17 protein-coding genes and 1 pseudogene are annotated in these 23,397 nt (G+C 67.8%); 12 read left to right on the top strand and 6 right to left on the bottom strand.

Translation table 11 applies throughout. From position 1 onward, the window contains the following. Positions 1-90 precede the first annotated feature (90 nt). Positions 91-516: a hypothetical protein gene (locus tag ACYVDN_RS09670; protein ID WP_460570799.1), complete on the bottom strand. Its 426-nt coding sequence runs from the start codon at positions 514-516 to the stop codon at positions 91-93. Between the two features lie 223 nt (positions 517-739). On the opposite strand from ACYVDN_RS09670, the gene ACYVDN_RS09665 reads away from it, so the two are divergent. Beyond that, a complete protein-coding gene (locus tag ACYVDN_RS09665; RefSeq protein WP_460570797.1) occupies positions 740-1,960 on the top strand; it encodes an ROK family transcriptional regulator in 1,221 nt (406 codons plus the stop codon). Positions 1,961-1,967: 7 nt separating this feature from the next. Here ACYVDN_RS09665 and ACYVDN_RS09660 read toward each other — a convergent pair whose 3' ends face one another. Further along, positions 1,968-3,272 (bottom strand): 6-phospho-beta-glucosidase, encoded by a 1,305-nt coding sequence (locus ACYVDN_RS09660; protein ID WP_460570795.1) that lies wholly within the window; start codon positions 3,270-3,272, stop codon positions 1,968-1,970. Continuing rightward, the gene (locus ACYVDN_RS09655; RefSeq protein WP_460570793.1) at positions 3,269-4,021 is read right to left on the bottom strand and encodes a DeoR/GlpR family DNA-binding transcription regulator; all 753 of its coding nucleotides are present in this window, start codon (positions 4,019-4,021) and stop codon (positions 3,269-3,271) included. Before ACYVDN_RS09655 ends, ACYVDN_RS09660 begins: the two co-directional genes overlap by 4 nt. A gap of 204 nt (positions 4,022-4,225) precedes the next feature. On the opposite strand from ACYVDN_RS09655, the gene ACYVDN_RS09650 reads away from it, so the two are divergent. After that, a complete protein-coding gene (locus ACYVDN_RS09650) occupies positions 4,226-5,221 on the top strand; it encodes a carbohydrate kinase family protein (protein WP_460570791.1) in 996 nt (331 codons plus the stop codon). 14 nt (positions 5,222-5,235) lie between these two features. Here ACYVDN_RS09650 and ACYVDN_RS09645 read toward each other — a convergent pair whose 3' ends face one another. Both ACYVDN_RS09645 and ACYVDN_RS09640 read right to left on the bottom strand, forming a co-directional pair. After that, positions 5,236-6,234, bottom strand: a complete 999-nt coding sequence (locus ACYVDN_RS09645) for a Gfo/Idh/MocA family protein (protein ID WP_460570789.1) — start codon at positions 6,232-6,234, stop codon at positions 5,236-5,238. Beyond that, positions 6,231-7,217, bottom strand: coding sequence for a Gfo/Idh/MocA family protein (locus ACYVDN_RS09640; RefSeq protein WP_460570787.1), 987 nt, complete (start codon positions 7,215-7,217; stop codon positions 6,231-6,233). Before ACYVDN_RS09640 ends, ACYVDN_RS09645 begins: the two co-directional genes overlap by 4 nt. Positions 7,218-7,530: 313 nt before the next feature. On the opposite strand from ACYVDN_RS09640, the gene ACYVDN_RS09635 reads away from it, so the two are divergent. From ACYVDN_RS09635 to ACYVDN_RS09595, 9 genes and pseudogenes are all read left to right on the top strand, one after another. Beyond that, on the top strand, positions 7,531-8,874 hold the full coding sequence (locus tag ACYVDN_RS09635; RefSeq protein ID WP_460570785.1) for a type 2 periplasmic-binding domain-containing protein: 1,344 nt from the start codon (positions 7,531-7,533) through the stop codon (positions 8,872-8,874). Positions 8,875-8,884: 10 nt separating this feature from the next. Next, entirely contained in the window at positions 8,885-9,829 is a 945-nt protein-coding gene (locus ACYVDN_RS09630) for a carbohydrate ABC transporter permease (RefSeq protein ID WP_460570783.1), read from the top strand. A 2-nt stretch (positions 9,830-9,831) separates the two neighbouring features. After that, complete coding sequence (locus ACYVDN_RS09625; protein WP_460570781.1) at positions 9,832-10,668, top strand: carbohydrate ABC transporter permease; 837 nt, start codon at positions 9,832-9,834, stop codon at positions 10,666-10,668. A gap of 72 nt (positions 10,669-10,740) precedes the next feature. After that, positions 10,741-13,755 carry an alpha-mannosidase gene (locus ACYVDN_RS09620; RefSeq protein ID WP_460570779.1) on the top strand — a complete coding sequence of 1,005 codons (3,015 nt, stop codon included), beginning with the start codon at positions 10,741-10,743 and terminating at the stop codon, positions 13,753-13,755. Between the two features lie 263 nt (positions 13,756-14,018). Further along, positions 14,019-15,155 (top strand): annotated as a pseudogene (locus ACYVDN_RS09615) (DUF222 domain-containing protein); the annotation flags it as partial. Then, positions 15,153-15,461 (top strand): HNH endonuclease signature motif containing protein, encoded by a 309-nt coding sequence (locus ACYVDN_RS09610; protein ID WP_460572313.1) that lies wholly within the window; start codon positions 15,153-15,155, stop codon positions 15,459-15,461. The pseudogene ACYVDN_RS09615 and the gene ACYVDN_RS09610, both read left to right, overlap by 3 nt. 118 nt (positions 15,462-15,579) lie before the next feature. Continuing rightward, on the top strand, positions 15,580-17,037 hold the full coding sequence (locus ACYVDN_RS09605) for an acyltransferase family protein (protein ID WP_460570777.1): 1,458 nt from the start codon (positions 15,580-15,582) through the stop codon (positions 17,035-17,037). Between the two features lie 5 nt (positions 17,038-17,042). Further along, positions 17,043-19,019 carry an FUSC family protein gene (locus tag ACYVDN_RS09600; protein WP_460570775.1) on the top strand — a complete coding sequence of 659 codons (1,977 nt, stop codon included), beginning with the start codon at positions 17,043-17,045 and terminating at the stop codon, positions 19,017-19,019. 189 nt (positions 19,020-19,208) lie between these two features. Further along, positions 19,209-19,826, top strand: coding sequence for a bifunctional 4-hydroxy-2-oxoglutarate aldolase/2-dehydro-3-deoxy-phosphogluconate aldolase (locus ACYVDN_RS09595; RefSeq protein ID WP_460570773.1), 618 nt, complete (start codon positions 19,209-19,211; stop codon positions 19,824-19,826). Positions 19,827-19,955: 129 nt separating this feature from the next. Here the strand turns inward: ACYVDN_RS09595 and ACYVDN_RS09590 are convergent, their stop codons facing one another. Then, entirely contained in the window at positions 19,956-21,611 is a 1,656-nt protein-coding gene (locus ACYVDN_RS09590; protein WP_460570771.1) for an amidohydrolase, read from the bottom strand. 162 nt (positions 21,612-21,773) lie between these two features. On the opposite strand from ACYVDN_RS09590, the gene ACYVDN_RS09585 reads away from it, so the two are divergent. Next, complete coding sequence (locus ACYVDN_RS09585) at positions 21,774-23,375, top strand: beta-N-acetylhexosaminidase (protein WP_460570769.1); 1,602 nt, start codon at positions 21,774-21,776, stop codon at positions 23,373-23,375. The last annotated feature ends 22 nt before the right edge of the window (positions 23,376-23,397 follow it).

Below are 23,397 nucleotides of genomic sequence, written 5' to 3'. Positions count from 1 at the left end.
GCTGAAACGCCGATGACGAGCAAGGCCTCGACGGAACTGGTCCGTCGAGGCCTTGCTCGTCAAGCGGCGCGGGAGCGCCGAGTCCATGCTCTACTTGGTGTTGCAGACCGAGCTCACGTCCGACGCCGCGGTCGAGAGGGCGGTCGCGTCGCTCGACAGTGCGCTCGGGTCGGAGCCGGACGGATCCTTCGCGTACGCCTGGAAGTCGGTGGCGAACTTCGTGTAGGCGGCCGACATGGCCTGGGCCTTTGCCTTCACGTCGGCGTCGGTGATCTTCTTCACGGTCGCGTCGAACTTGTCGGCCCCGCCGGCGAGCTTGTCAGCGGCCGCAGCGGGGTCGCTGGTCGCGCTCGACATCGCGTCGTTCGCGGTCGTGCTCAGAGTGTTGGCCGCCTTGGCGAGCTCGAGGCATCCGGCGGCCTTGCTGAGCCCCGCCGCAGCGCTGCAGCCGCTGAGCATGGTGCCCGCGAGCACCGCCGCCGCGGCGATCATGGCGATTCTGTTGCTGGTCTTCACTGTTTCCCTTTCCCCCCACCGGTGAACGGCGGACCTTCGATTCGCCCGTCGAGTCGCGTCGCGGGCCTCGCACACCCTATCGGTCTGCTGTGAACCGGCGGGGCCGCGAGTGAACATTCCGTCGGTTCGGAAACGCGCGCCGCCTGGTCGTCAACCGGGGGACGTTGTGACGATAGTGTCAGCAGACACGCCGTGCGGCGTGCCGGAAAGGATGGCGGGGGCCATGCGTGCGGGAAGCAATCTTCCTGCCGTCGGGGGCTACAACCAGGCGGTGATTCTCGACGCCGTCCGGCGTGCGCCCAACGGGGTCAGCCGCGTCGAGGTGGCGGAGAGCACTGGCCTGTCCGCGCAGACCGTGACGAACATCGTGCGACGCCTCATTCAGGAGGGCCTCGTCGTCGAGGCGGGAACACGCGGCAGCGGGGTGGGCAAACCGCGCACAATCCTGCGCCTCGAACCTCGCGGCCGCATGGCGGTCGGCGTGCACCTCGACCCGTCGGTCATCACCATCGTTCTGCTCGATCTCGCGGGCTCCGTGATCTCCCACCGAACCCTGCAGACGACGTCGACGGCGAAGGCCTCTCGCACGGTCGCCCGCATCGTGCGCGGGGTCAAGTCACTGGTGGGAGAGAGCGGCATCGACCCCGAGCGGGTCATGGGAGTCGGCATCGCAGCACCCGGGCCCATCGACATGGGCTCCGGCGTCGTGCTCGACCCGCCGCTTCTCACCGGATGGCACGACGTACCGATCCGCGACGAGCTCGCCGAGGCCCTCGACCTGCCCGTGATCCTCGAGAAGGATGTCACGGCTGCCGCGATCGCCGAGCTCTGGCTCGACACGGCAGGCGAGCGCAACGACATGGTGTTCTTCTACTGCGGCACGGGAATCGGCGTGAGCATGGTGTCGCGAGGGGAGGTCATCCGCGGCTTCTCCAACAACGCGGGAGACGTCGGCAGCGTCGTCGTCGGCGGAGACCCGCGCTCGCCGCAGGGTCGTCGCTGGCGTCTGGGGAGCTCGCTGATGCCGCGGCTGATGGTCGCTGACGCGATCGCCGAGGGGATCATCCAGGGCGATCCGGATTCCATGACGGCCGCTGAGGTCGGCCCGCTCTTCGCCGAGCTGATCGCTGACACGAGCGACCCGCGGGCGAAGAAATTCGTGGATGCTGTCGTCGACGATCTGTCCGAAGGGCTGCTCATGCTCGCCAACCTGCTCGACATGGACCACGTCGTGTTCGGCGGCCCGTTCTTCGCCCCGCTGCGCGACGCCGTTCTGGAGCGCGTGCCTCCGTTGGTGATGGGGTCGCCGTCGTACACGCTGCCCCACTCGATCACGTTCACCGAGTCGGCGATCGGAGATGACGTCGCCGCCATCGGCGCGGCATGTCTGGTGCTCGACGACATTCTGTCGCCCAGGCCCCAGGCGTTCCTGATCGGGCGCTGATGCGGGGCTATTGCGCGTTCGCCCGGTAACTCTCGAACAGCTCGCGCGCAACGGCGACGGAGTCCACGAGCGGGTGAAGTGCGATGGCCCGATATGCGAGCTCGGGGTCCTGCTCGAGCACCGAGCGGATGGTCAGCCTCTCGACCTCTTTCATGCGCATCATGAGGCTGAGCTCCGCGGCGGGCGGCTCGGCGGTGGCGAGCGGGTGCGCGCCTGCAGTGTCGACCACGCACGGCACCTCGACGACGGAGTCTTCGGGGAGCGACGGCAGGGTGCTCCCATTGCGCACATTGAGGATCATCGGCCGGTGGCCGCCTCCGACGATCGCCGACATGAGCGAGAGGGCGACACGTTCGTAGCCGCCGCCTGCGACATCCGGGCGCTCCTCGTCCTTCTCCCGCGACTCCGCCATGTAGCTGGCCTCGCGTTGGTCCCTCGTCTGCTGCCAAAGCGCGAGGGCTGCGTCGGTGTTCTGTTCGGCATCTCGATAGAACCGAGCCTGCTGGGCGAGCAGGAACTCGCCGCGGGTAGCGTCGCTCTCGGTGATCGACCGCACCGCCTCGCGGTTGAAGTAGTAGTAGTACAGATACTCGTTGGGCAGCATTCCGATGGCGCGCAGCCAGTCGGCACCGAAGACCTTGCCCTCCTCGAGGCGCGAGAGGGCATCGTCGTCGGCCAGGATCTCCGCGACCAGGTCGCGACCCCGGAACCAGGCGTGGCGCAGCCATCCCAGGTGGTTCAATCCGACGTAGTCGAGGGAGAGTTGGGTTTCGTCGGCGCCGTACAGCGCGCCGAGGCGCTTGCCAAGGCCGCTGGGCGTGTCGCAGATTCCGATCACCCTGCTGCCCAGCACGGTCTGCATGAGCTCGGTGACGATGCCCGCCGGGTTCGTGAAGTTGATCACGAAAGCGTTCGGGGCGTGCTCCTTCACAGTGCGGGCGATCTCGAGAGCGACGGGCGCGGTACGCAAAGCGTACGCGAGGCCGCCCGGCCCCGTGGTCTCCTGGCCCAGCACACCCAGGGCGAGTGCGGCTCGCTCGTCGGCGACCCTGCCGCTCAGCCCGCCGACGCGCACCGCGGAGAACACGAAGTCCGCCCCGCTCACGGCCTCGGCGAGATCAGTCGTGGCATGGATGACCGGCCCTTCACACTCCGGATCGAGCTGGCGGAGCACCGTGGTGATCACCGACAGGCGAGAGGCCGAAGTGTCGTACAGCGACAGCTCCGTGATGAGCCTCGACGGGTCATCCAGAAGGGCTCCGAACACGAGGGGCACGCGGAATCCGCCGCCGCCGAGCAGTGCGAGTTTCATGCCACGATCACCTTTCCCCCTGCGCCGCTGCACAGGGCAAGAGTTGCGTCGTCGGCGTCGGCCGACGTGATCAGGTAGTCGAGCTGCTCGACGCGGGCGATGCGCAGCGACCCCTTGCCGGGAAACTTGGTGCCAGCGGCGACCAGCGCCGTGCGCTCGGCCGAGGTCACGACGGCTCGCTTGATGGTGGCCTCCTGCGAGATGTCGTCGACGACGCTGCCGTCGGGGCGCACCCCGGTGCACGACACGAACGCGAGATCCGGGCGCACCAAGGTCAGCGCCTCTTCGGTCAGCGGACCGACGAGGGTCTGGTAGTTGCGGCGCAGCGTCCCCCCGAGCAGCACGAGCTCGACAGCGTCGTCGTTGCGGAGAACGTCGAGCACAGCGAGGGAGGAGGTGATGACCGTGACGTCGCGTCCGCGCAGGTGGTGGGCGATGCGCATGGTGGTGGTGCCGATGTCGAGGAAGACCACGTCGCCGTCGGCCACGATCGCGGCGGCACGAGCGGCGATGAGGTCCTTGGCCTCGGCATCCTCCTGCATGACCTCGGGAAAGGGCTGCTCGGTCTCGTCGCGATAGAAGGCACCGCCGTGGACGCGCGAGAGCCTGCCTTCGCCCGCAAGACGCTCGAGGTCGCGGCGGATCGTCGCGACACTGACCGAGAGCGCGCCTGCCAGGTCGACGGCCGATGCGCCGCCGTCGCGCCTCAGCAGCTCGACGATGCGCTCGTCGCGTTGGCGTGGAAGCATGTGGTGAGCATATGCGCGAATTCGCTCATCTACAAGCCCGCTCGTACGCCCCACCGTAGCTTTTTGGACTCAGATGAGCGAAAGCGTGCAGAATGGAGAACTGGTTGATCACATCTTGTCAACTGCGATCACGCTCGTTACAGTGGCCGAAACCGCCCGGCTGACCGAAGCCGCCGGGCTCGCGAGCCCGAACCCCGGAGGACCATGTCCGCACTCGAAGTCGACGCCGACAACCGCGTCGACGCTCTCGTCGTCGGAACGGTCTTTCTCGACGTCGTGTTCTCGGGCGTCGCGGACGCCCGAGCCGGGACCGAGTCGTGGGCGGATCGCCGCGAGCTCTGCCCTGGCGGCATCGCCAACAATGCTGTCGCTCTGGCGCGTCTGGGGCTCTCGACCGGACTGATCGCCCCGATCGGCGATGACGCTCCGGGGGAGCTGGTCGCGTCGTGGCTGCGTGGTGAGCCGGGGCTCGACCTCTCCGGCCTCGTCGTGACCGACGGCGTCGACACCCCGATCACGGCCGCATTCGGCGACGGCAGCGACCGTGCTTTCGTGAGCCACGGCGTGCTCGACCCCGTGCCGGTGCAGTCGCTCGTCTCGGGCATCCCTCGGTCCGCGCAGTGCTTCGTGAGCTTGCGCCCCGAGCCGTGCGAGTGGGCGGCGGTCGCCCGTGCTGACGGCTCGCGGGTGTTCGCCGGCGTCGGCTACGACGAGCGGCACGGCTGGTCGCACGAGGTTCTGGAGAACTTCGCCTCGGTCGACGTACTCGTGCTCAACGAGTTGGAGGCCACCGCGTACGCGCGGGAGCCGGATGTCGAGGCAGCGGCGCGTGCCCTCGCACGACTGGTCCCGACCGTCGTCGTCACGCGCGGGCGGAACGGCTCGCTTCTCGTCGACGACGGCGAGGGTGTGATCGACAGCCGCGGCCTCTCCGTTCATCCGGTCGACGCCACGGGCGCCGGCGACGTGTTCGTCTCCGCGCTCATGCGGGCGACTGCGGCGGGGATGCCGTTCGGGCAACAGCTGCGGTTCGCGAACCTCTGTGCAGCCATGTCGGTCGAGGGACTCGCGGGTGCGGCATCCGCTCCCCGTCTCTCCGAGGTGCTCCTGCGTGCCGAGGGCGTCGTCGACCCCGAGCTGGCGATCGAGCCGGAGTGGCTCGCCGCGCTGGCCGAGTCGGATGCCCCGACTGCGGCCTAGCGCGGCGAGCGGTGTCAGCCGACGACGTCGAGCACCGGTGCGATGCTCTTCTCGCTGGCGCTCTCGTAGGCGGCGAGGAGCATGCCGAGCACCTGGATGCCCTCCTCCTCGGTGTGCGGCGGGCGAGTGCCGTTCGTCAGGCACTCCGCGAAGCAGCCGATCTCGGCCACGAAGGTGTCGACCGGCTCGTACGTGAACGACTCCTCCTCGCCACTGCGCAGGCGGTAGCTCACGGTCGTGCCGTCGCTGGTGAGCGACCCGAGCTCGCCGACCGCTGAGAACCGCTCGGTCGAGGTCGCAGGCTCATATGCCCAGCTCGTGACCAGCTGCCCGACCACGCCGTTGTGGAAGCGGATGAGCACCTGGGCGCTGTCCTCGCCCTCCATGAACGTCAGGCGGTGCGTGGAGAGCATCGCGGTCGCCTCGACGGGCTTGGCCCCTGCGAGGTGCAGCATCAGGTAGCTCGGGTGGTAGCCGGTGTCGATGAGCTCGCCGCCGCCCGAGGTGGAGGCGTGCGCACGCCAGCCCATGTTCGCGGGGTCGAAGTCATTGAAGAACGAGTCGGTGGTGCGCACCTCGTAGACGGTGCCGATCGCACCGGAGTCGAGGAGCTCCTTCGCCTTCGCGACGGCCGGCATGAAGAGCTGGTTGTGGGCGCACATCAGGATGACGCCGTTCGCCCTTACCGCGTCGTTGACCCTGCGCGCCTCGTCCGGCGTGAGGCACAGCGGCTTCTCGCACAGCACGTCGAGCCCGGCATCCGCTGCAGCCACGATCGCGTCTGCGTGCAGGTGGTGCGGCAGGCAGATATCGACGGCGTCGAGCTCTTCGTTCGCGATCATGTCGCGATAGTCGGTGTATGCGGTGGCGCCGAGCTCCTCTGCGCGGCGCTTCGCGGTCTCCTCGAAGGCGTCGGCGACCGCGATGATGCGGATCGCGTCGCTGTGGGCCTGGTAGCCGCGGATGTGGGCACTCGCGATGCCTCCGCCGCCGATCAGTCCGACCTTGATCATGAGTAGTTCTCCCTGGTTCCTGTGCGTGCTGCACTGTTGGCGGCGACCACGAGCCTCGTGAGCTCCACGGCGCGGTCGAGGTTGTCGTCGGCCCGGGTGCCGTTCGCGATGTGGCCGACCCACTGCTCGAAGGCGGACGGCAGGTCGGCGGGCACGGGGATCCGCTCGATCTCGCCGTCCTTGACGGCGACCAGCACGTGGTCGTCGTGCTCGGAGTAGCTGAGCCAGCCCTTCGTGCCGCCGATCTCGATGACGAACGGGTCGGGCGAGACGACGCCGGACTCGATCACACCGATCGCGCCGTTCTCGTAGGTGACGGTGACAACGGCGTTGTCCTCGACGTCGCAGCCCGTCACGTACGTGTACGCCGATGCGATGGTCGCAGGATGCGCACCGAGGAACAGCTGCGTGAGGTAGACCGGATGGCACCCGAGGTCTGCCAGGGCGAGACCGTAGGTGATGTCGAGGTCGTAGAACTGCTCGGGCAGCCAGCCAGCGATCGCTCCGTCGTGGGAGAGGCGCACGCGCGAGTAGTTGACGTCGCCGAGCGCGCCATTCGCCAGCACCTCCCGAACGGCCTGCGTGTAGCCGTGGTACAGGCGGGGAAGCGAGACGATCAGCTTCACGCCGTTCTCGTCGCAGGTGCGGATGATCTCCTCCGCCTCCTCGACGGTCGGGGCGAGCAGCTTCTCGGTGAAGATGTGCTTGCCGGCCTGAGCGGCCTTCACCATGACAGCGCGGTGGTCCTTCGTCGAGGTCGTGATGGTCACGGCATCCACGTTGTCGCGCGCCAGCAGTGCGTCGAGATCGGGCTCGAACTCCACGCCGAACTGCGCGGCTCCCGCGCGTCCACGTGCTTCGTCGTCATCCCACACGGCGACCAGTTCGGTCCCCGGATGCTCCGTCGTCGCTCTCGCGTAATCGCCTGCGTGCACGTGCCAGAAGCTCAGCACGGCAACTCTGAGCCGGTTCTCGGCCGACATCATCGTCTCCTTCTCGTCGATGGGGCGTCATCCATGACGGGGCCGGATATCGGCTCCGCCGGTGGTGCGCTGCAGGCCATCCTCGGGGAGTCCACGCAATCAGTCAAGTCATTTGATGAATTGCCGCCTGTCGCGCACCGCCGCCGAATTCATGAGTTCTTGTCATGTCAAGGGCCTCATGGTCACGGCTTCACATCGGTCTCGATGACTTTGTCCTGACATGTTGACAGTAATAAATGCAGATGATTTACTAACGACGTTCATGCCGCGCGAGAGCCCGGCATCACCTTGCACCATGAGGCAAAGGAGCATCATGAAGAAACGGATCATCTCCGCCATCGCGGTGGGAGTGGTGGCCGCCGCCGCGCTGACGGGCTGTTCGTCGGGCGGCAGCGGTGGTAGCAAGACCATCACGATCGCCTACGAATCGTACGGCGGCAAGCAGATGCAGAACTACATGCAGCGCATCGCGACGCAGTACGACAAGAAGTACCCCGGCTACACCGCCAAGCTGGTGCCGATCCAGGCGGCGGAGAACGACTACTACACGAAGCTCGCCCTGATGAACAAGTCGGCGTCGACCGCGCCCGACGTGCTCTACGAGGACACCTTCCTCATCAAGTCGGACGCAGCGGCCGGTTACCTCGCGCCACTCGACAGCTACGTGAAGAAGTGGAGCGACTGGTCGCAGTTCCCGGCCAACGCTCGTCAGGCCGGTGAGGGCGCCGACGGCAAGCTCTACGGCATCCCGATGGGCACCGACACCCGGGCGCTCTGGTACAACAAGGACGTCCTTCAGAAGGCCGGCGTCTCGGTGCCATGGCAGCCGAAGAACTGGCAGGACATCATCGACGCCGCGAAGAAGATCAAGGCGGCCGAACCCGGTGTGATCCCTCTCAACGTGTACTCCGGCAAGGGCACCGGTGAGGGATCCACGATGCAGGGCTTCGAGATGCTGCTCTACGGCACCCAGAACCAGCTGACCAACAGCGACGGCAAGTGGGTCTCTGGCTCGACAGGGTTCAAGGACTCGCTGCAGTTCATCAAGGACGTCTACGGCGGAGGCATCGGGCCGTCGGCCCAGCAGGCGCTCGACCCGAACTGGTCGAACCAGACCCCCGCGCTGCTCTCGCAGAACAAGCTCGGCATCAGCCTCGACGGCTCATGGGTCTCCAGCAACTGGGGAAGCGCCGGCGTCGCGCCGTGGACGAATTGGAACTCCGTGATGGGCCAGGCCAAGATGCCGACGCAGGACGCAGCCGACCCCGGTGCGACCAGCATGTCGGGTGGATGGACGCTCGCTCTCGGCTCGAAGTCGAAGAACCCCACCGCCGCGTGGAACTTCATCGCCCTCGGCCTGAACAAGGACAACTCGCTCTTCTACGCGACGAGCAACCAGAACATCCCTGTTCGTACGGATGTCGCCACCGACCCGACCTACATCAAGTCGAACCCCACCAACGCGTTCTTCGCCGACCTGGTGAAGATCACGCACTTCCGTCCGGCGACGTCGTCGTACCCCGCGGTGTCGAACAACATCCAGGTCGCGATGGAGTCGGTGATGACCGGTCAGCAGTCGCCGGCTGCGGCGCAGAAGGTCTATGACCAAGCGCTGCCGCAAGCCGTCGGCGGCACGAAGAACGTGGTAACGCAGTAGGCGCACGGTCATGACGTCGCTCACACAGACCGCTGTGGCGACGGGCCGCCAAGGGCGGGGAGGGGCTACCCCTTCCCGCCCGCACCGCGCTCGTCGTGCGTTCGGTCGCACCCTGCCACTCATCCCCGCGATGGTGATGGTCGCCATCTTCCTCGTCGGGCCCGTCATCGAGTCGTTCTACGGCTCGTTCACCAACATGGCGCTCACCGGGAGCGCGGCGCAGAACGCCGAGTTCGTCGGGTTCCAGAACTACGTTCAGCTGTTCCAGAATCCCGACTTCTGGCAGTCCATCTGGCTGACCATCATCTTCGTGATCGGCAGCGCGGTCATCGGGCAGAACGTGCTCGGTCTCGCGCTGGCCATGCTGATGCGGTCGGGCAACAAGATCCTCGTCGGCGTCGTCGGCACCCTCGTCGTGACCGCATGGGTGGTTCCGGAAGTCGTCGGTGCGTTCTGCTCGTACGCGTTCTTCAGCGGCAACGGCACGCTCAACGCGATCCTTTCGGGTGTCGGCATCACCGGGCCGGACTGGCTCTTCGTGCTGCCGATGGTGTCGGTCATCCTGGCCAACATCTGGCGTGGAACGGCGTTCTCGATGATGGTCTACTCGGCGGCGATCTCGGAGGTTCCCGAGGAGATCACCGAGTCGGCCCAGCTCGACGGCGCCAGCGGTGTGAAGCGGCTGATGTACATCACGCTGCCGATGATCCGTCGGAGCATCTCGACGAACCTCATGCTGACCACGCTTCAGACCCTGAGCGTGTTCGGACTCATCTACATCATGACCGCCGGTGGTCCGGGCACTGCGAGCTCGACGCTCCCGGTGCTCGCGTACCAGGAGGCGTTCAAGTTCTCGCAACTCGGGCTCGGCACGGCGATCGCCGTGATCATGCTCATCATCGGTGCCGTCTTCTCGATCATCTACATCAGGGCGCTCCGACCGGAGGTGGACTGACCATGAAAATGACCTCCCCATCGGGCCGCGGCCTCCGTGTGGTCTCGAACACCGTGCTGGTCGTCATCGGCCTGTGCTTCCTGCTGCCGCTGCTGTGGCTGCTGGTGTCGTCGTTCGACGGCACGGCGAACCTGACGTTGAAGATGCCTGCGCCGTTCACCTTCGACAACTTCACGTCGGTGCTGACGCCCAGCCTGGCCTTCGGGCCGCTCTGGAACAGCGTGGTGATCTCGTTCGGGTGTGCCATCTTCACGGTGATCGCTGCTGTGCTCGCGGCCTACCCGCTGTCGCGCTACCGCATGCGGATCAACAAGCCGTTCATGTACGGCATCCTGTTCGGCACGTGCCTGCCGATCACGGCGATGATGGTCCCCGTCTACACGCTCTTCGTGTCGCTGAACCTGCTGGACTCGCTCTGGGGCACGGTGCTGTTCATGGCCGCGACGAGCCTTCCGATGGCCATCTGGATGATGAAGAACTTCATGGACTCGGTGCCGATCTCGCTCGAAGAGGCGGCGTGGACCGACGGGTCGTCGATGATGTCGACGCTCATCCGCGTGGTGGTGCCGCTCATGCGGCCGGGCCTCGCCGTCGTGTTCATCTTCGTGTTCGTGCAGGCATGGGGAAACTTCTTCATCCCGTTCGTGCTATTGCTGAGTCCGGACAAGATGCCGGCCTCGGTCAGCATCTATCAGTTCTTCGGCCAGTACGGAGCTGTCGCCTACGGCAAGCTCGCTGCGTTCTCGCTGATCTACTCGATTCCGGTGCTCGGCCTGTACGTCGTCACGTCGCGGTTCCTCGGCGGTGGCTCAGCGCTCGCCGGCGCCGTGAAGGGATGACCGAAGGCACCGTCATCCCGCCAACACAGCACACAGCACCCGAACCCGCACCACACCACAAGGAGCACCACCTTGCACGATGACTCGCGCCTCGTTCTCGAGCGCATCAACCGCTTTCTCGGCGAGCGAATCTCGCCAGCCGTCTACCCGGAGCGCGTGCCGCTCGCCCTGACCGCGTGGGACGTGCCGGACGAGCCCGTACCGTTCGCCGAGGCGATCGAGCAGCGGTTCGAGCCGTTCGCACCTGGCACACCGTGGAGCAAGCCGTGGGGCACGACGTGGTTCCACGTGACCGGTGGCGTTCCGGATGGCTGGCGCGGGGCATCCCCTCGGCATGCCGTCGAGCTCATCGTCGACCTCGGATTCCAGGGAGACCACCCCGGGTTCCAGGCCGAGGGTCTGGTCTTCGCACCGGACGGGTCGACGGTGAAGGCGATCGAGCCGTTCAACTCGTTCGTCGAGATCGCGGGCGACGATGTCGACCTCTATATAGAGGCGGCCTCCAACCCGAACGTCGGCGGCTCGTGGCGCTGGGGCACGACCCCGATGGGCGACAAGTCCACCGCGGGAACCGACCCGATCTACACGCTGCGCTTCGTCGATCTCGCACTGCGGGATGTCACGGTGTGGGAGCTGGAGCGCGACGTGTGGACCCTTCTCGGGCTGCACGCCGAGCTGCCGGCGACCTCCAATCGGGCGGCCCAGATCCTGCGGGCGCTTGAGCACATGTGCGACAGCGTCGACCCGCACGATGTTGCGGGAACGGCCGACGCGGGCCGCGAGGCGCTCGCCGGGGTGCTCGCCGTCGAGGCTGCAGCGGGCGCTCACCGCATCAGCGCCGTCGGTCACGCCCACATCGACTCGGCCTGGCTGTGGCCGACGAGGGAGACGATCCGCAAGTGCGCCCGCACGTTCTCCAACGTGCTTGCGCTCATGGACGAGCATCCTGATTTCGTGTTCGCCTGCTCGTCCGCTCAGCAGTACGCGTGGATCAAGCGGTTCTACCCCGAGCTGTTCGAGCGCATTCGCGCCAGGGTGGCCGAGGGTCGCTTCGTGCCGGTCGGCGGCATGTGGGTCGAGTCGGACACCAACATGGTCGGCGGCGAGGCGATGGTTCGGCAGTTCGTCGCGGGTCAGGGCTTCTTCGAGCGTGAGTTCGGCAAGCGGTCCGTGACGGGATGGCTGCCCGACTCGTTCGGCTATACGGGGGCGCTTCCGCAGATCCTCGCGGGCGCCGGCATCGAGCAGTTCGTGACGCAGAAGATCTCGTGGAACGACACCGACCGGTTCCCTCACCACACCTTCCTGTGGGAGGGCATCGACGGAACGCGCATGTTCACGCACTTCCCGCCGATGGACACCTACAACTCGATCCTCTCCGGCGAGGAGCTTGCCCGGCAGGACAGGCAATACGCGGAGAAGGGTGAGGCCAACTCGTCGCTCGCCCTGTTCGGGCACGGCGACGGCGGTGGGGGACCGACGCGCGAGATGATCGCCGCGGCACGGCGCACGGCATCGCTGGACGGCTCACCGCGCGTGGCGGTCGAGACACCCGAGACGTTCTTCGTGCGGGCGAAGGCCGAGTACCAGCGTCCGCCCGTGTGGTCAGGCGAGCTGTACCTCGAGCTGCACCGCGGCACCTACACTTCGCAGGCGCGCACCAAGCAGGGCAACCGCCGCAGTGAGCACCTGCTGCGTCAGGCCGAGCTGTGGGCGACGACTGCCACCGTGCGAAGCGGTGCCGAGTATCCGTACGAGGAGCTCGAGGCGGCGTGGCAGACGGTGCTGCTGCAGCAGTTCCACGACATCCTGCCTGGCTCGTCGATCGCCTGGGTGCACCGTGAGGCTGAACGCAACTACGCCGAGCTGGCCGGCCAGGTCGGTGTGCTGATCGACTCGGCGCTCGGTGCGCTCGGTGGAGCCGCAGAGGTGACAGAGAGCTCGGACGCGCCGTCCGGCGTGATGGTCAACGCGGCACCCGTTGCAGTGAGAGGTGTGCCGGCGCTCGGCGCCGGGGTGCCGGTGGATGCCCGGGCATCCGTTCGTCGCGAAGGAGACAGCGTCGTGCTCGAGAACGACCGAGCGAGGTTCGTCCTCGACGGGACGGGCCGGGTGGTCTCCGCTGTCGATCTGGCGAGCGGCCGCGAGGCGATCGCGCCGGGCGCCTCTGCCGGGTTGCAGCTCTTCCGCGACACCCCGAACAAGTGGGACGCATGGGATGTCGACGAGCACTACCGCAGACATGAGACCGACCTCGACCAGCAGGTCTCGCTCGACATCGACGAGCAGCGCGGCTCCGTGCGGGTCGCCCGCAGCGTTGGGGAGTCCACGATCGAGCAGGAGTTCACTCTTTCCCCGGGTGCGGCGACCCTCGAGGTCACGACCCGCGTCGACTGGCACGAGCGCCAGAAGCTGCTGAAGTTCGCCTTCCCGCTCGATGTGCGGGCCGAGCGTGCGGCATCCGAGGTTCAGTTCGGGCACGTGTACCGTGCGACGCACGAGAACACCTCATGGGATGCCGCCCGCTTCGAGACCTCTGCGCATCGCTGGGTGCACGTCGGCGAGCCGGGCTTCGGTGTGGCCGTCGCGAACGACTCGACGTACGGACACGACGTCACGCGGCAGACGCGCGAAGGTGGCGGCACGACCACGCTCGTGAGGCAATCGCTGCTCCGTGCGCCGCTGTTCCCCGACCCGGAGGCCGACCAGGGCGAGCACGTCGTGCGGTCGTCGCTGACCGTGGGTGCCGAGATTCCGGATGCCATCGCTGCCGGTTACGCGCTCAACCTTCCGCTCCGTGCGGCAGCGGCCCCGATCGATCCGCTGGTGGCGGTCGACGGGGACGGTGTGCTCGTGGAGGCCGTGAAGCTTGCCGAGGACCGCTCGGGCGACGTGGTGGTTCGGCTGTACGAGGCGTACGGGCGACGTACGACGGCGCGTGTGCGGTTCGGGTTCGACGCGGCGTCCGTGGTGCAGACCGATCTGCTGGAGGGCGCGCTGGCGGAGCCTGACGCGTATGACGCCGGCACGGGCGTCCTGTCGCTGCGTCCGTTCCAGATGGTGACGTTGCGCGTGCGTCGGGGGTGAGGTCGTGGCCTCGGCATTGCTATACGCGAGAGCGTGACAGCATGCCGAGACCGTGAATGCGCGATGAGACCGTGGGTGACCCCCACGGTCTCATCTTTTTTCCTCCGCTTCTTCACCAGGTCTCGCCTTCGCTTCCCGGCGAACGCCATCGAACCGGCGGTCTCTGCGTCCTCAGGGTGCGTGTTGTGGGGGTTGTGCACAGGGTTAATGTCCTGGTCAGTGGCATGTTTGGAATGTCTGTGGGTGCTGGTTGACTTGGTGACATGAACACCCCGACCGTTTCTGAAGCCGGCCTTTCCGTGGCCGCCTCAGAGGTGACAGCCGAAGCCGTGACGGCGGTGTTCGACACGTTGGCAGCCGCGTTGGAGGACGCGTTCACCGGCTCCGAGGCGCGGGGCCTGGATGATGAGGGTCTGCTGGCGGCGATGCGTGGTGTTGAGGCCGTGGGTCGTCGGGTGGATGCGTTGCGTGTACTCCTGGCGGGGGAGGTCACGGAGCGTTCCCCGAAAGGGCTCGGTGGTCAGCGGTTGTCGGCGCGGATGGGATGTCGTACCCCGGCGGAGCTGATCGCCCGAGTGACGGGGGTGTGTGAGGCGACGGCGTCGCGGCGTGCCCGTCTGGGTGCGGCGGTGGCAGCCCGCGACTCGTTGACCGGTGAGGTGTTGCCGGCACGGTTCCCCGCGGTGGCGGAAGCTCTGGCATCGGGGGCGCTGGGGGAGGATTCTGCACGGGTGATCGTGTCCGAGCTAGGGGGTGTTGAGCATCGTGCGGATCCGGGGGACTGGGCCGCTGCTGAAGCGGCCCTGGTGGCGGATGCGGTGGCCGGGTTCACGGCGGATCAGACCAGAGTGTAGGCTCTGGTGTGGAAAGCCGCCTTGGATCCGGATGGTGTCGAGGTGGATGCCGAGGAAGCGATGCGGCACCGCACCCTGGTACGGCTAGGCAGCAGGGATGGCCTGGTGCGGTATCGGATGGAGTTGATGCCGGAGATCTCCGCCCGGTTGGAGCAGGCGATCGCGGCGGTGGTGTCCCCGAAAACCTCGCCGGTGTTCCTCACCGACCAGGAAGCGCTGGAGCAGGGCGTTCCGGATGAGCGGTCGTCTGGTCAGGTGCGGCATGACGCGTTCGCGTCCCTGATCGACGCCGCCACGCGCTCCGCCGACATCGCCTCCATGGGTGGTGCCGCACCCACCGTGCTGGTCCGCGTCGAGGAACACGATCTGGTGGCTGGTCGTGGTGCGGGATGTATCGACGGGGTGGAGGACCCGGTGCCGATGGCAGCGGTCACCCAGTTCGCGTGCGCCGGCGGCATCCAGAAACTCCTCATGAACGGTGAAGGCCGGATTCTGTCGCTTGGTTCCCCTGAGCGGTGTTTCACGCCGCAGCAACGTCGTGCGATCGCTGCCCGTGATGGTGGGTGCGCGATCCCCGGATGCCGGATCCCGGCCTCCTGGTGCGAAGTCCACCACGTCCAGGAACACTCCCGGGGTGGACCCACCCATACCGACAACGGTGTCACGTTGTGCTGGTTCCACCACCGCACCATCAACACCAACGGATGGGCCATCCGTATGCGCCACGGCGTCCCCCATGTCCAAGCACCCGGCTGGATCGACCCCACCCGACAATGGCAGGCGGTCGGCACGACACACCACCAACCACACACCACGGCGCCGCACACCACAGCGCCACACCCCGACGGATAACCGACCCCGAGGCCGATGGCCGCACACCGCTTGCTGGCAGTCTCCAAACGACTCGCACTCCGTCCCCAAATGACCCACATTCGGGGGATACAGAGGTTGGCCCGATAACGTCGCTACGATGCGATCGGCAACGAGACCATCGACCGCGCAGGCGACTCGGGAACCTGTTGCGGCCCCCGAGTCGGCCCTTGACAGGACTGCGGTCCCGGAGCAAGCAGTGCCCGGGCCGGAATCCGCCCCTTCACGATCAGCCGCGCCAGGGGCGACCCCATCCGGTCCCGCCGAATCCGGCTCGGCCCCGTCACACCGAGTCGCACAACAGCCGCCTTCGTCGGGCAACCGGCTCCGATCCCTCGACGGGCTGCGAGGTGTCGCGGCGGGCATCGTGCTTCTGCATCACCTCTCGATGACCATCCCAGCGGTCTCGAACGGATACGACAGCGCCTCGAACCTCGTGCCCTTTTCGCTGCCGTGGTGGTTGGTCGCGACACCGCTGAAGATCTTCGTCGCCGGCCCCGAGGCCGTGCTGGTGTTCTTCGTGCTCAGCGGGTTCGTGCTTGCGCTCCCGCCGCTGAAGAACGTGGGCATGTCGCACGATCGCGCACGCTACGACTGGTGGGCGTACTATCCGCGGCGCATCCTGCGGTTGGGCATCCCTGTCGTTGCGGCGATGGCACTCGCATACGTGGTCATCACGGTCTTCCCGCATCCATCGGGCACGGGAGACGGGTCGTGGCTGGCCAGGCAGTCGCACCCCGACACGAGCCTGCACAACGTCTGGACCGAGACGATGCTGATCGTCGACCCCAATCATCCGTCCATCGATCCTCCCCTGTGGTCGCTGACCTGGGAGATGTGGTTCTCGCTGCTGCTGCCGATCGTCGTGCTGCTCGCGCTGTGGAGCCGACGGCGGCCGCTGGTGCTCGGGGCGCTGTTCGCCGGAGTCAGCGTCTGGGGATACCTCGCACATGTCGAGGCCGCGCAGTTCCTGCCTGCCTTCGCGCTCGGTGCGGTGCTGGGCGCGAACGCCGATCGTCTTCGTGCCGTCGCCGACAGGTGGAAAGGTCATCGCGCCACCACGCCGGTATTCGTCGCGATCGCGGCATCCGGCGCACTGCTGACCATCTGTTACTGGCTGGCGCGGCCCATGCTCGGCTCGACCGGCGGTGACCTCGCGATGGCGATGCGGGTGCCGGGTGCACTGCTGCTGGTGGCAGCGGCCGCGTTCTGGCCCGCCGCCGGCCGCGTCTTCTCCGCGAAGCCGCTCGCAGCTCTTGGCGCCGTGAGCTTCAGCCTCTACCTGGTGCACTCGCCGATCGTCGTGCTGTTCGGCCTCGACTTCACCGGTGCCGATTGGTGGATCGGTGCCGCACTCGCGGTTGTTACCAGCTTCACGCTCGCGATCGGAATGTACGTGCTCGTCGAACGCCCGTCGCGGCGACTGGCCGGCTGGGCCGGTCGCCGCGTGTCGGCGATGGCCGAGACGGTCACACGTCCGATCGACGTCGCCGTCGAGCTGGAGGAATATCGCGTGCGCGCGCTGGCGCACTCAGCGACCCTCGAACGCGTACCGTAAGCACCATGTCGTCACCCCCGGGAGCACCGAGCAGCTCCTGGGTGCGTGAGCTGGTGCGACCGCGAAAGGCACCGATCCCATGGGATCTCGCGGTGCTCACCGCGGTCGCCGTCGCGACTCCGGTCGGCGTCGCCGTCGCTCTGATGGCCGGCGATCCCGCGCTGGGCGTCTCGGCGCTCGGGATCGGGGTGCTGATCTCCATGGGCGCCCTGATCGCATCGGTGTCAGACCGCGGCGGGCCGGGGGTCGACCGGTTCCGGCGCATCCTGATGACCTCGATCTCCGCCGCGATCGGGCTGACGGTCGGATCCTTGGTGTTCGGCAACGAGGCAGCCACCCTGATCGTCGTCACGGCTGCGGCGCTGGTGTCGGGCATCGCGGGCGTGATCAGCGCCAACGCGTCACAGGCGGCACTCCAGTTCCTGATCTACTCGATCGTGGGATCGGGCATCGACTTCGGACTGCACCCCATCTGGCTGACGCCGCTGATCTTCCTCATCGGGGCCGCATGGCGACTCGCGCTCACCGGCATCGCGATCGCGGTCGGCGGCGGTCGCACCCGCGCACCCGAACGGCACGCCGTCGCGAGGGTCTATCTCACCATCGCCGCCCAGCTCGACGCCGCGGGCACAGGCTCGGCGGACCAGGCGCGTCGCGACGTGACCACGGCGCTGAACGACGCGTACGACCTGATGGTCGCCGCCCGCACGACGCTCGCCGGACGTGATCCGCGCTGGCGCAGCCTGGTCACGCTGCTCAACGCGGCCACGCCGATCGTCGAGGCCGTCACCACGATCGTTGCCGAGCGTGCATCCGTGCCTGCGGAGGTGCCGAACGCGCTCCGATCGATCGCCAGATCCATCGAAGAACAGCACGCGCCGTCGCCCGTGCTGCCGCCGCCCGACCGCTCCACGCCGGGTCGGGCCGCGCTGTCGTCATCCCTGAGGCGGGTCGGGTCGCTGCTGGCAGGCGAGGACCCCGCGACGACGACAGTGGCCATCCAGCGACCGGACTCGATCGGCCTGCCACGCCGCACCCCGGGCGAGTGGCTGCGTTCGGTCTACGATCACCTCTCCAGCGGCGGTGAGACCTGGTCGGCCGTTCTGCGCCTTGTGCTCTGCGTCGCGGTCGCCGAGGCCGTGAGCGTGTTGTTCCCGCTCGAACGCCCGTACTGGATCACCCTCACGGTCGCCGTCGTCATGAAGCCCGACTTCGGCTCGGTCTTCGCGCGGGCGGTGCAGCGCGGACTCGGCACCGTCGTCGGCGTGCTGATCGGCGCGGTCGTCGTCGTCGCACTGCCACTCGGATGGCCCCAGGTGGTCGCGCTCGCCGTGTTCGCGGGGGCGATGCCCATCGCCATCCGCCGCAACTACGGCCTCTTCGCCACCTTCATCACCCCCGTCATCGTCATCCTGCTCGACCTCACCCACCGCGGCGACGTCGGGCTCATCATCAGCAGGGTCACCGACACCCTCATCGGCTCGGTCATCGTGATCGTGGTGGGATACCTTCCCTGGCCGTCGACGTGGCGGTCGGCACGCCAGCTCGGCAGCAGAGTCGCGGATGTCGTCGGTGACGTCGCCGGATACCTCACCGTCGCGCTCGCACCTCCCGACACGGGAGCCCGCGACCGCTACGCCGCTCGCCGCGCCACCTACCGCAGGCTCTCCGATCTGCGCACCCTCGTGCAGCAGACCCTCGCCGAGCCTCCTCCCATCAGCACTTCCGCCGCAGCGTGGTGGCCCCAGATCGTCTCCCTCGAGCGCGTCACCGACGCGATCACCTCGACCGCGGTCAGCGCCGCCCAGTCACGACAGCAGGCCGACCCCGACACCGTCGCCGACATCGTCAAGGCGTTGGACGACCTCGCCGACGCCATCCGCACCCGCCGTCCGCCGACCCCGGTCGACCTCCCCGACGAGGGCCTGCTCGGCCCGATCGGCGCGGAAGTAGGGGCTGCCAGAGCCGTGCTGGCCTCCTAGAGTCATCCACCCCTACTCACCCCTGCTGGATTTCGGGGATCTGCCGCGACACGCCGCCGGAGCCCGTTGGCACGCCGGGGCGGGCGCAGATCTCCGATTTTCAGCGCGGGGAGGGTTTTCAGCAACAGCGATGAGTGGGGGCTGGGGTGGCATGGCGCCGCTGTCGGCGGCGGAGGATACTGTGCACTCATGCCCACGATCGACATCATCGGCGACGACCGGGCGATGGCGCTCATCAGGGCGAGCGTCATCCCGGACGCCGCCGCACTCGCCGAGACCCTCGTCGCCGGTGGCATCCACGCGATCGAATTCACGTACACGACGCCCGACGTCGAATCCCACATCACCAGGGCTCGCACCACGGACGCCGTGATCGGTGCGGGCAGCGTGCTCACGACTGCACAGGCGCGCAGCGCGTTGGATGCCGGCGCACAGTTCCTCGTCACGCCGGGGCTCTCACCCGCCGTCGCCGAGGTGGCTGCAGAGGCCGGTGTTCCGATGATGATGGGGGCGTTCACCCCGAGCGAGGTCATGCAGGCGCTCGGGTACGGAGTCTGGGCTGTGAAGGTGTTCCCTGCGCAGACGGCCGGACCGGAGCACTTCACCCACCTGCTCGGACCTCTGCCGTCGTCGCGCCTGATCGCCTCAGGCGGTATCGAGGCGCACAACGCGGGATCATTCCTCGACGCGGGTGCCTACGCAGTGACCGCCGGATCGTCCGTCGTGCCCGCCGAAGCGCTCGCCGAGTCGGATTGGTCCGACATCCGTCGCCGCGCCGCCGAGTTCACCGCGGCGCTGCCTCGCTGACCTGCACCGCACCGCACCGCACCGCACCGCACCGCACCGCACCGCACTGCACCGCACTGCCAGAGCCTGCCGTCTCGGCACCCGGGCTTCGGCAAAGGAGCTGTCTCACCGAACGCGCGGGTGCGGGGGCTATGAGCGCAGATAGACCGGTTCGCCGTCGATCCAGGTGGACTGCACGGTGGCGGTGTGGATGTCGCCCGGTGCGAGTTCGAAGGGGTTGGGCGAGATCACCGTGAGGTTCGCGAGGTAGCCGGGGCGGATGCTCCCCGTGTCGTGATCTCGGTGGTTGATGCGTGCGCTGCCCGAGGTGTAGGCCGCGAACGCAGTGGCGAGCGTGATCCGTTGGGCCTCTCCGCCGAGCGGAGGATGCTCGGACCCCGGGTACGCGCGGTTCACGGCGATGTGGATCGCCGCGATCGGCGAGGCGTCCGACACCGGCCAGTCGCTCCCGGCGCAAAGCTCGGCTCCGCCGCGCACGAAATCACCGAACGGGTAGTGACGGGCCTCCGCCCCTTCGCGCAGGAACGGCAGGGTGAGGTCGTCCAGCTGGTCCTCGTGCGTCGCCCAGAGCGCCTGGATGTTCGCGGTGGCGTTCAGCTCGGCGAAACGCTGCACATCCCGTTCGTCGACGACCTGCAGGTGGGCGAGGTGGTGGCGGCGGTCGGTGTCGCCGTTGGCAGCGCGGGCGACCTCGACCGCGTCGAGAGCCTCGCGCACAGCACGGTCGCCGAGGGCGTGGAAGTGCACCTGGAAGCCTGCGGCATCGAGCGCCGTCACGTACTCCTTGAGCCGCTCCGGATCGACGAAGCTGAGCCCGACGTTGTCGGTGACGTGCCCGTGCCCGTCGCGGTATGGCGTGAGCATCGCCGCCGTGTGGTTCTCCGCGACTCCGTCGACCATGATCTTGGTGGTGCCGAGGCTGAGCTTGCCGCCCGTGTCGAGCGCGGCGACCTCGCCGCGTCGCACGGCCATCCGTTCCACCTGCTCGATGCCGCCAGAGCGCTCCCACCACTGCGCGCCGACGACGTGCACCTTGAGCACGCCATCGGCCATGGCGCGCAGATACGCGCCGAGGGGGTCGACCATGCCCGCGGAGCTGCCGATCATGGCGTCCTGCCACCCGGTGATGCCGAGCGCCGTCAGCTCCTCCTGCGCACGCAACAGGCCACGGTAGGAGAGCTCGTCGTCCGGTGCCGGCCGGTGGCCGCTGAACAGGTCGCCGGCGCCCTCGTGGAACGTGCCGGATGGAGTGCCGTCCGGATGCCGAACGATGACGCCGTCAGCCGGGTCCGGGGTCGACTCGTCGATGCCAGCGCGGCGGATCGCATCGCTGTTGGCCCACACGCTGTGGTGGTCGCGGCTCATCAGGGTCACCGGGCGATCGGGCACGACGGCGTCGATGAGGGATGCCAGCGGATTTCCGCCCGCGTAGTGGTCCATCGACCACCCGCCGCCCGAGATCCACTCGACGTCGGGGTTCGCCGCGGCGTAGGCCGCGATGCGGGCGACGGCGTCGTCGGCATCCTCGCTCTCGCTGAGGTTGCACTGGAGCAACTCGATGCCGCCGCCGACCGGATGCACGTGCGCGTCCTGGAACCCCGGACTGAGGAGTGCTCCGCCCAGCTCGACGACCCGTGTCTCTGCTCCTCGGTAGTCGTCGATCTCGGTGGACGGAACGATCGCCGTGATGCGTTCCCCGCTGACCACGACCGCCTGGCCGTCGAGCGGTTCGCCGGACCCGGTGAAGACCGCGCCGCCGGTGAAGATGATGTCTGCCGTTGCCATGTTGTCCACTTCGTCGTGTCGGCCGGTTCGTTGCGTCTGCGACTATACGTTGCCGTCGCCAGGCGAAACGACTGAGCTCTGATACCCCAGTGAGGTTGCGAGCAGGCGACATGTTCCCGGCGGGCTCGCGGGGAACACCCGAAACCTGGAAAGCTAGTGCACATGCTTGTTCCGCGGCCCACCTCCCTCGTCATCGGCGAAGGCGACTTCGAGGTGACACGATCCACCCGCATCAGCGCTCCGGCGGAGCTGTCGTCCGCAGCGTCGTGGTTGCAGGGAGCGCTGCGACCGGCGACCGGGTACCCACTTGAGACCGCGCACGACGGCGCGATCGTGCTCGAGTGGAACCCTCAGCTGTCGCCGGAGGGATACACCATCGAGGTGACTCCGACCGAGGCGCGCATCGCGGGCGGCGGCCCCGCCGGCGTGTTCTACGGATGCCAGTCCCTCGTTCAGCTGCTGCCGCCGCAGATCTACCGCAAGGGTCGCGTGCTCGACGTGGCGTGGACCATCCCCGTGCTGCAGATCGAGGATGCCCCGCGATTCGGATGGCGCGGCGCCATGCTCGACGTCGCACGTCACTTCATGCCGAAGCACGACGTGATGCGGTTCATCGACCTGATGGCCATGCACAGGCTGAATTCTCTGCACCTTCACCTGACGGATGACCAGGGATGGCGCGTCGAGGTGAAGCGCTACCCCCGGCTCACCGAGGTGGGGTCGTGGCGACGCGAGAGCCAGCTCGGTGCGGCATCCTACGCCCGCGGCGACAGCCGTCCCCATGGCGGCTTCTACACGCAGGACGACCTGCGCGAGATCGTCGCCTACGCGACGGAGCGCTCCATCAACGTGGTGCCCGAGATCGACATGCCGGGGCACACCCAGGCGGCGATCGCTGCGTATCCGGAGCTCGGGCTGGGCCGCGAGGACACCGAGCCGTTGGGGGTCTGGACGCGCTGGGGCATCGACGACAACGTCATCAACCTCGAGGAGTCGACCGTCGACTTCTTCACGAACGTGCTCGACGAGGTCATCGACATCTTCCCCTCTCCGTACATCGGGGTCGGCGGCGACGAATGCCCGAAGACCGGCTGGCGCATCGACGAGCGCACTCAGCAGCGCAAGGCCGAGCTAGGGCTGGCCACCGAGGAGGAGCTGCAGAGCTGGTTCATCCGTCGGCTCGACGACCACCTCACCCGCCGCGGACGCCGGCTGTTCGGCTGGGACGAGATTCTCGAGGGCGGTCTGGCCGACGGTGCGACGGTGGCGTCGTGGCGCGGCATGGCGGGAGCCATCGCGGCGGCCAAGGCGGGGCACGACGTCGTCTCCTGCCCCGACAACCAGGTGTACCTCGACTACCGGCAGTCCGACCGGGCGGACGAGCCGATCCCGGTCGGCACCGTGCTGACCATCGCCGACGTCTACCGCTTCGACCCGGTGCCGCCCGAGCTGACGCCCGAGGAGGCCACGCACATCCTCGGCGGCCAGGGCAACATCTGGACCGAGCACATGGACTCGCCGCGCACCGTGGACTTCTTCGCGTTCCCTCGGCTGTGCGCGCTCGCCGAGGCGCTCTGGCTCGACGGCGAGCGAGATTACGACGAGTTCGCCGGCCGGCTCGATCAGCACCTGGCGAGGCTGGATGCCTTCGGCGTCGAGTACCGACGCTCCAGCGGACCGCTGCCGTGGCAGGAGCGCCCAGGGGTGACAGGTCGCCCGGTGACGCCGGAACGCCGCCCGGTGCTCTATGACCCGCTGGCCTGAGGCCCTCTCCACGCGTCCCCGC

Source organism: Humibacter soli, assembly GCF_054779035.1.
Note: the sequence above shows the minus strand (reverse complement) of the source record. Positions and strands in the feature narration are given on the sequence as shown.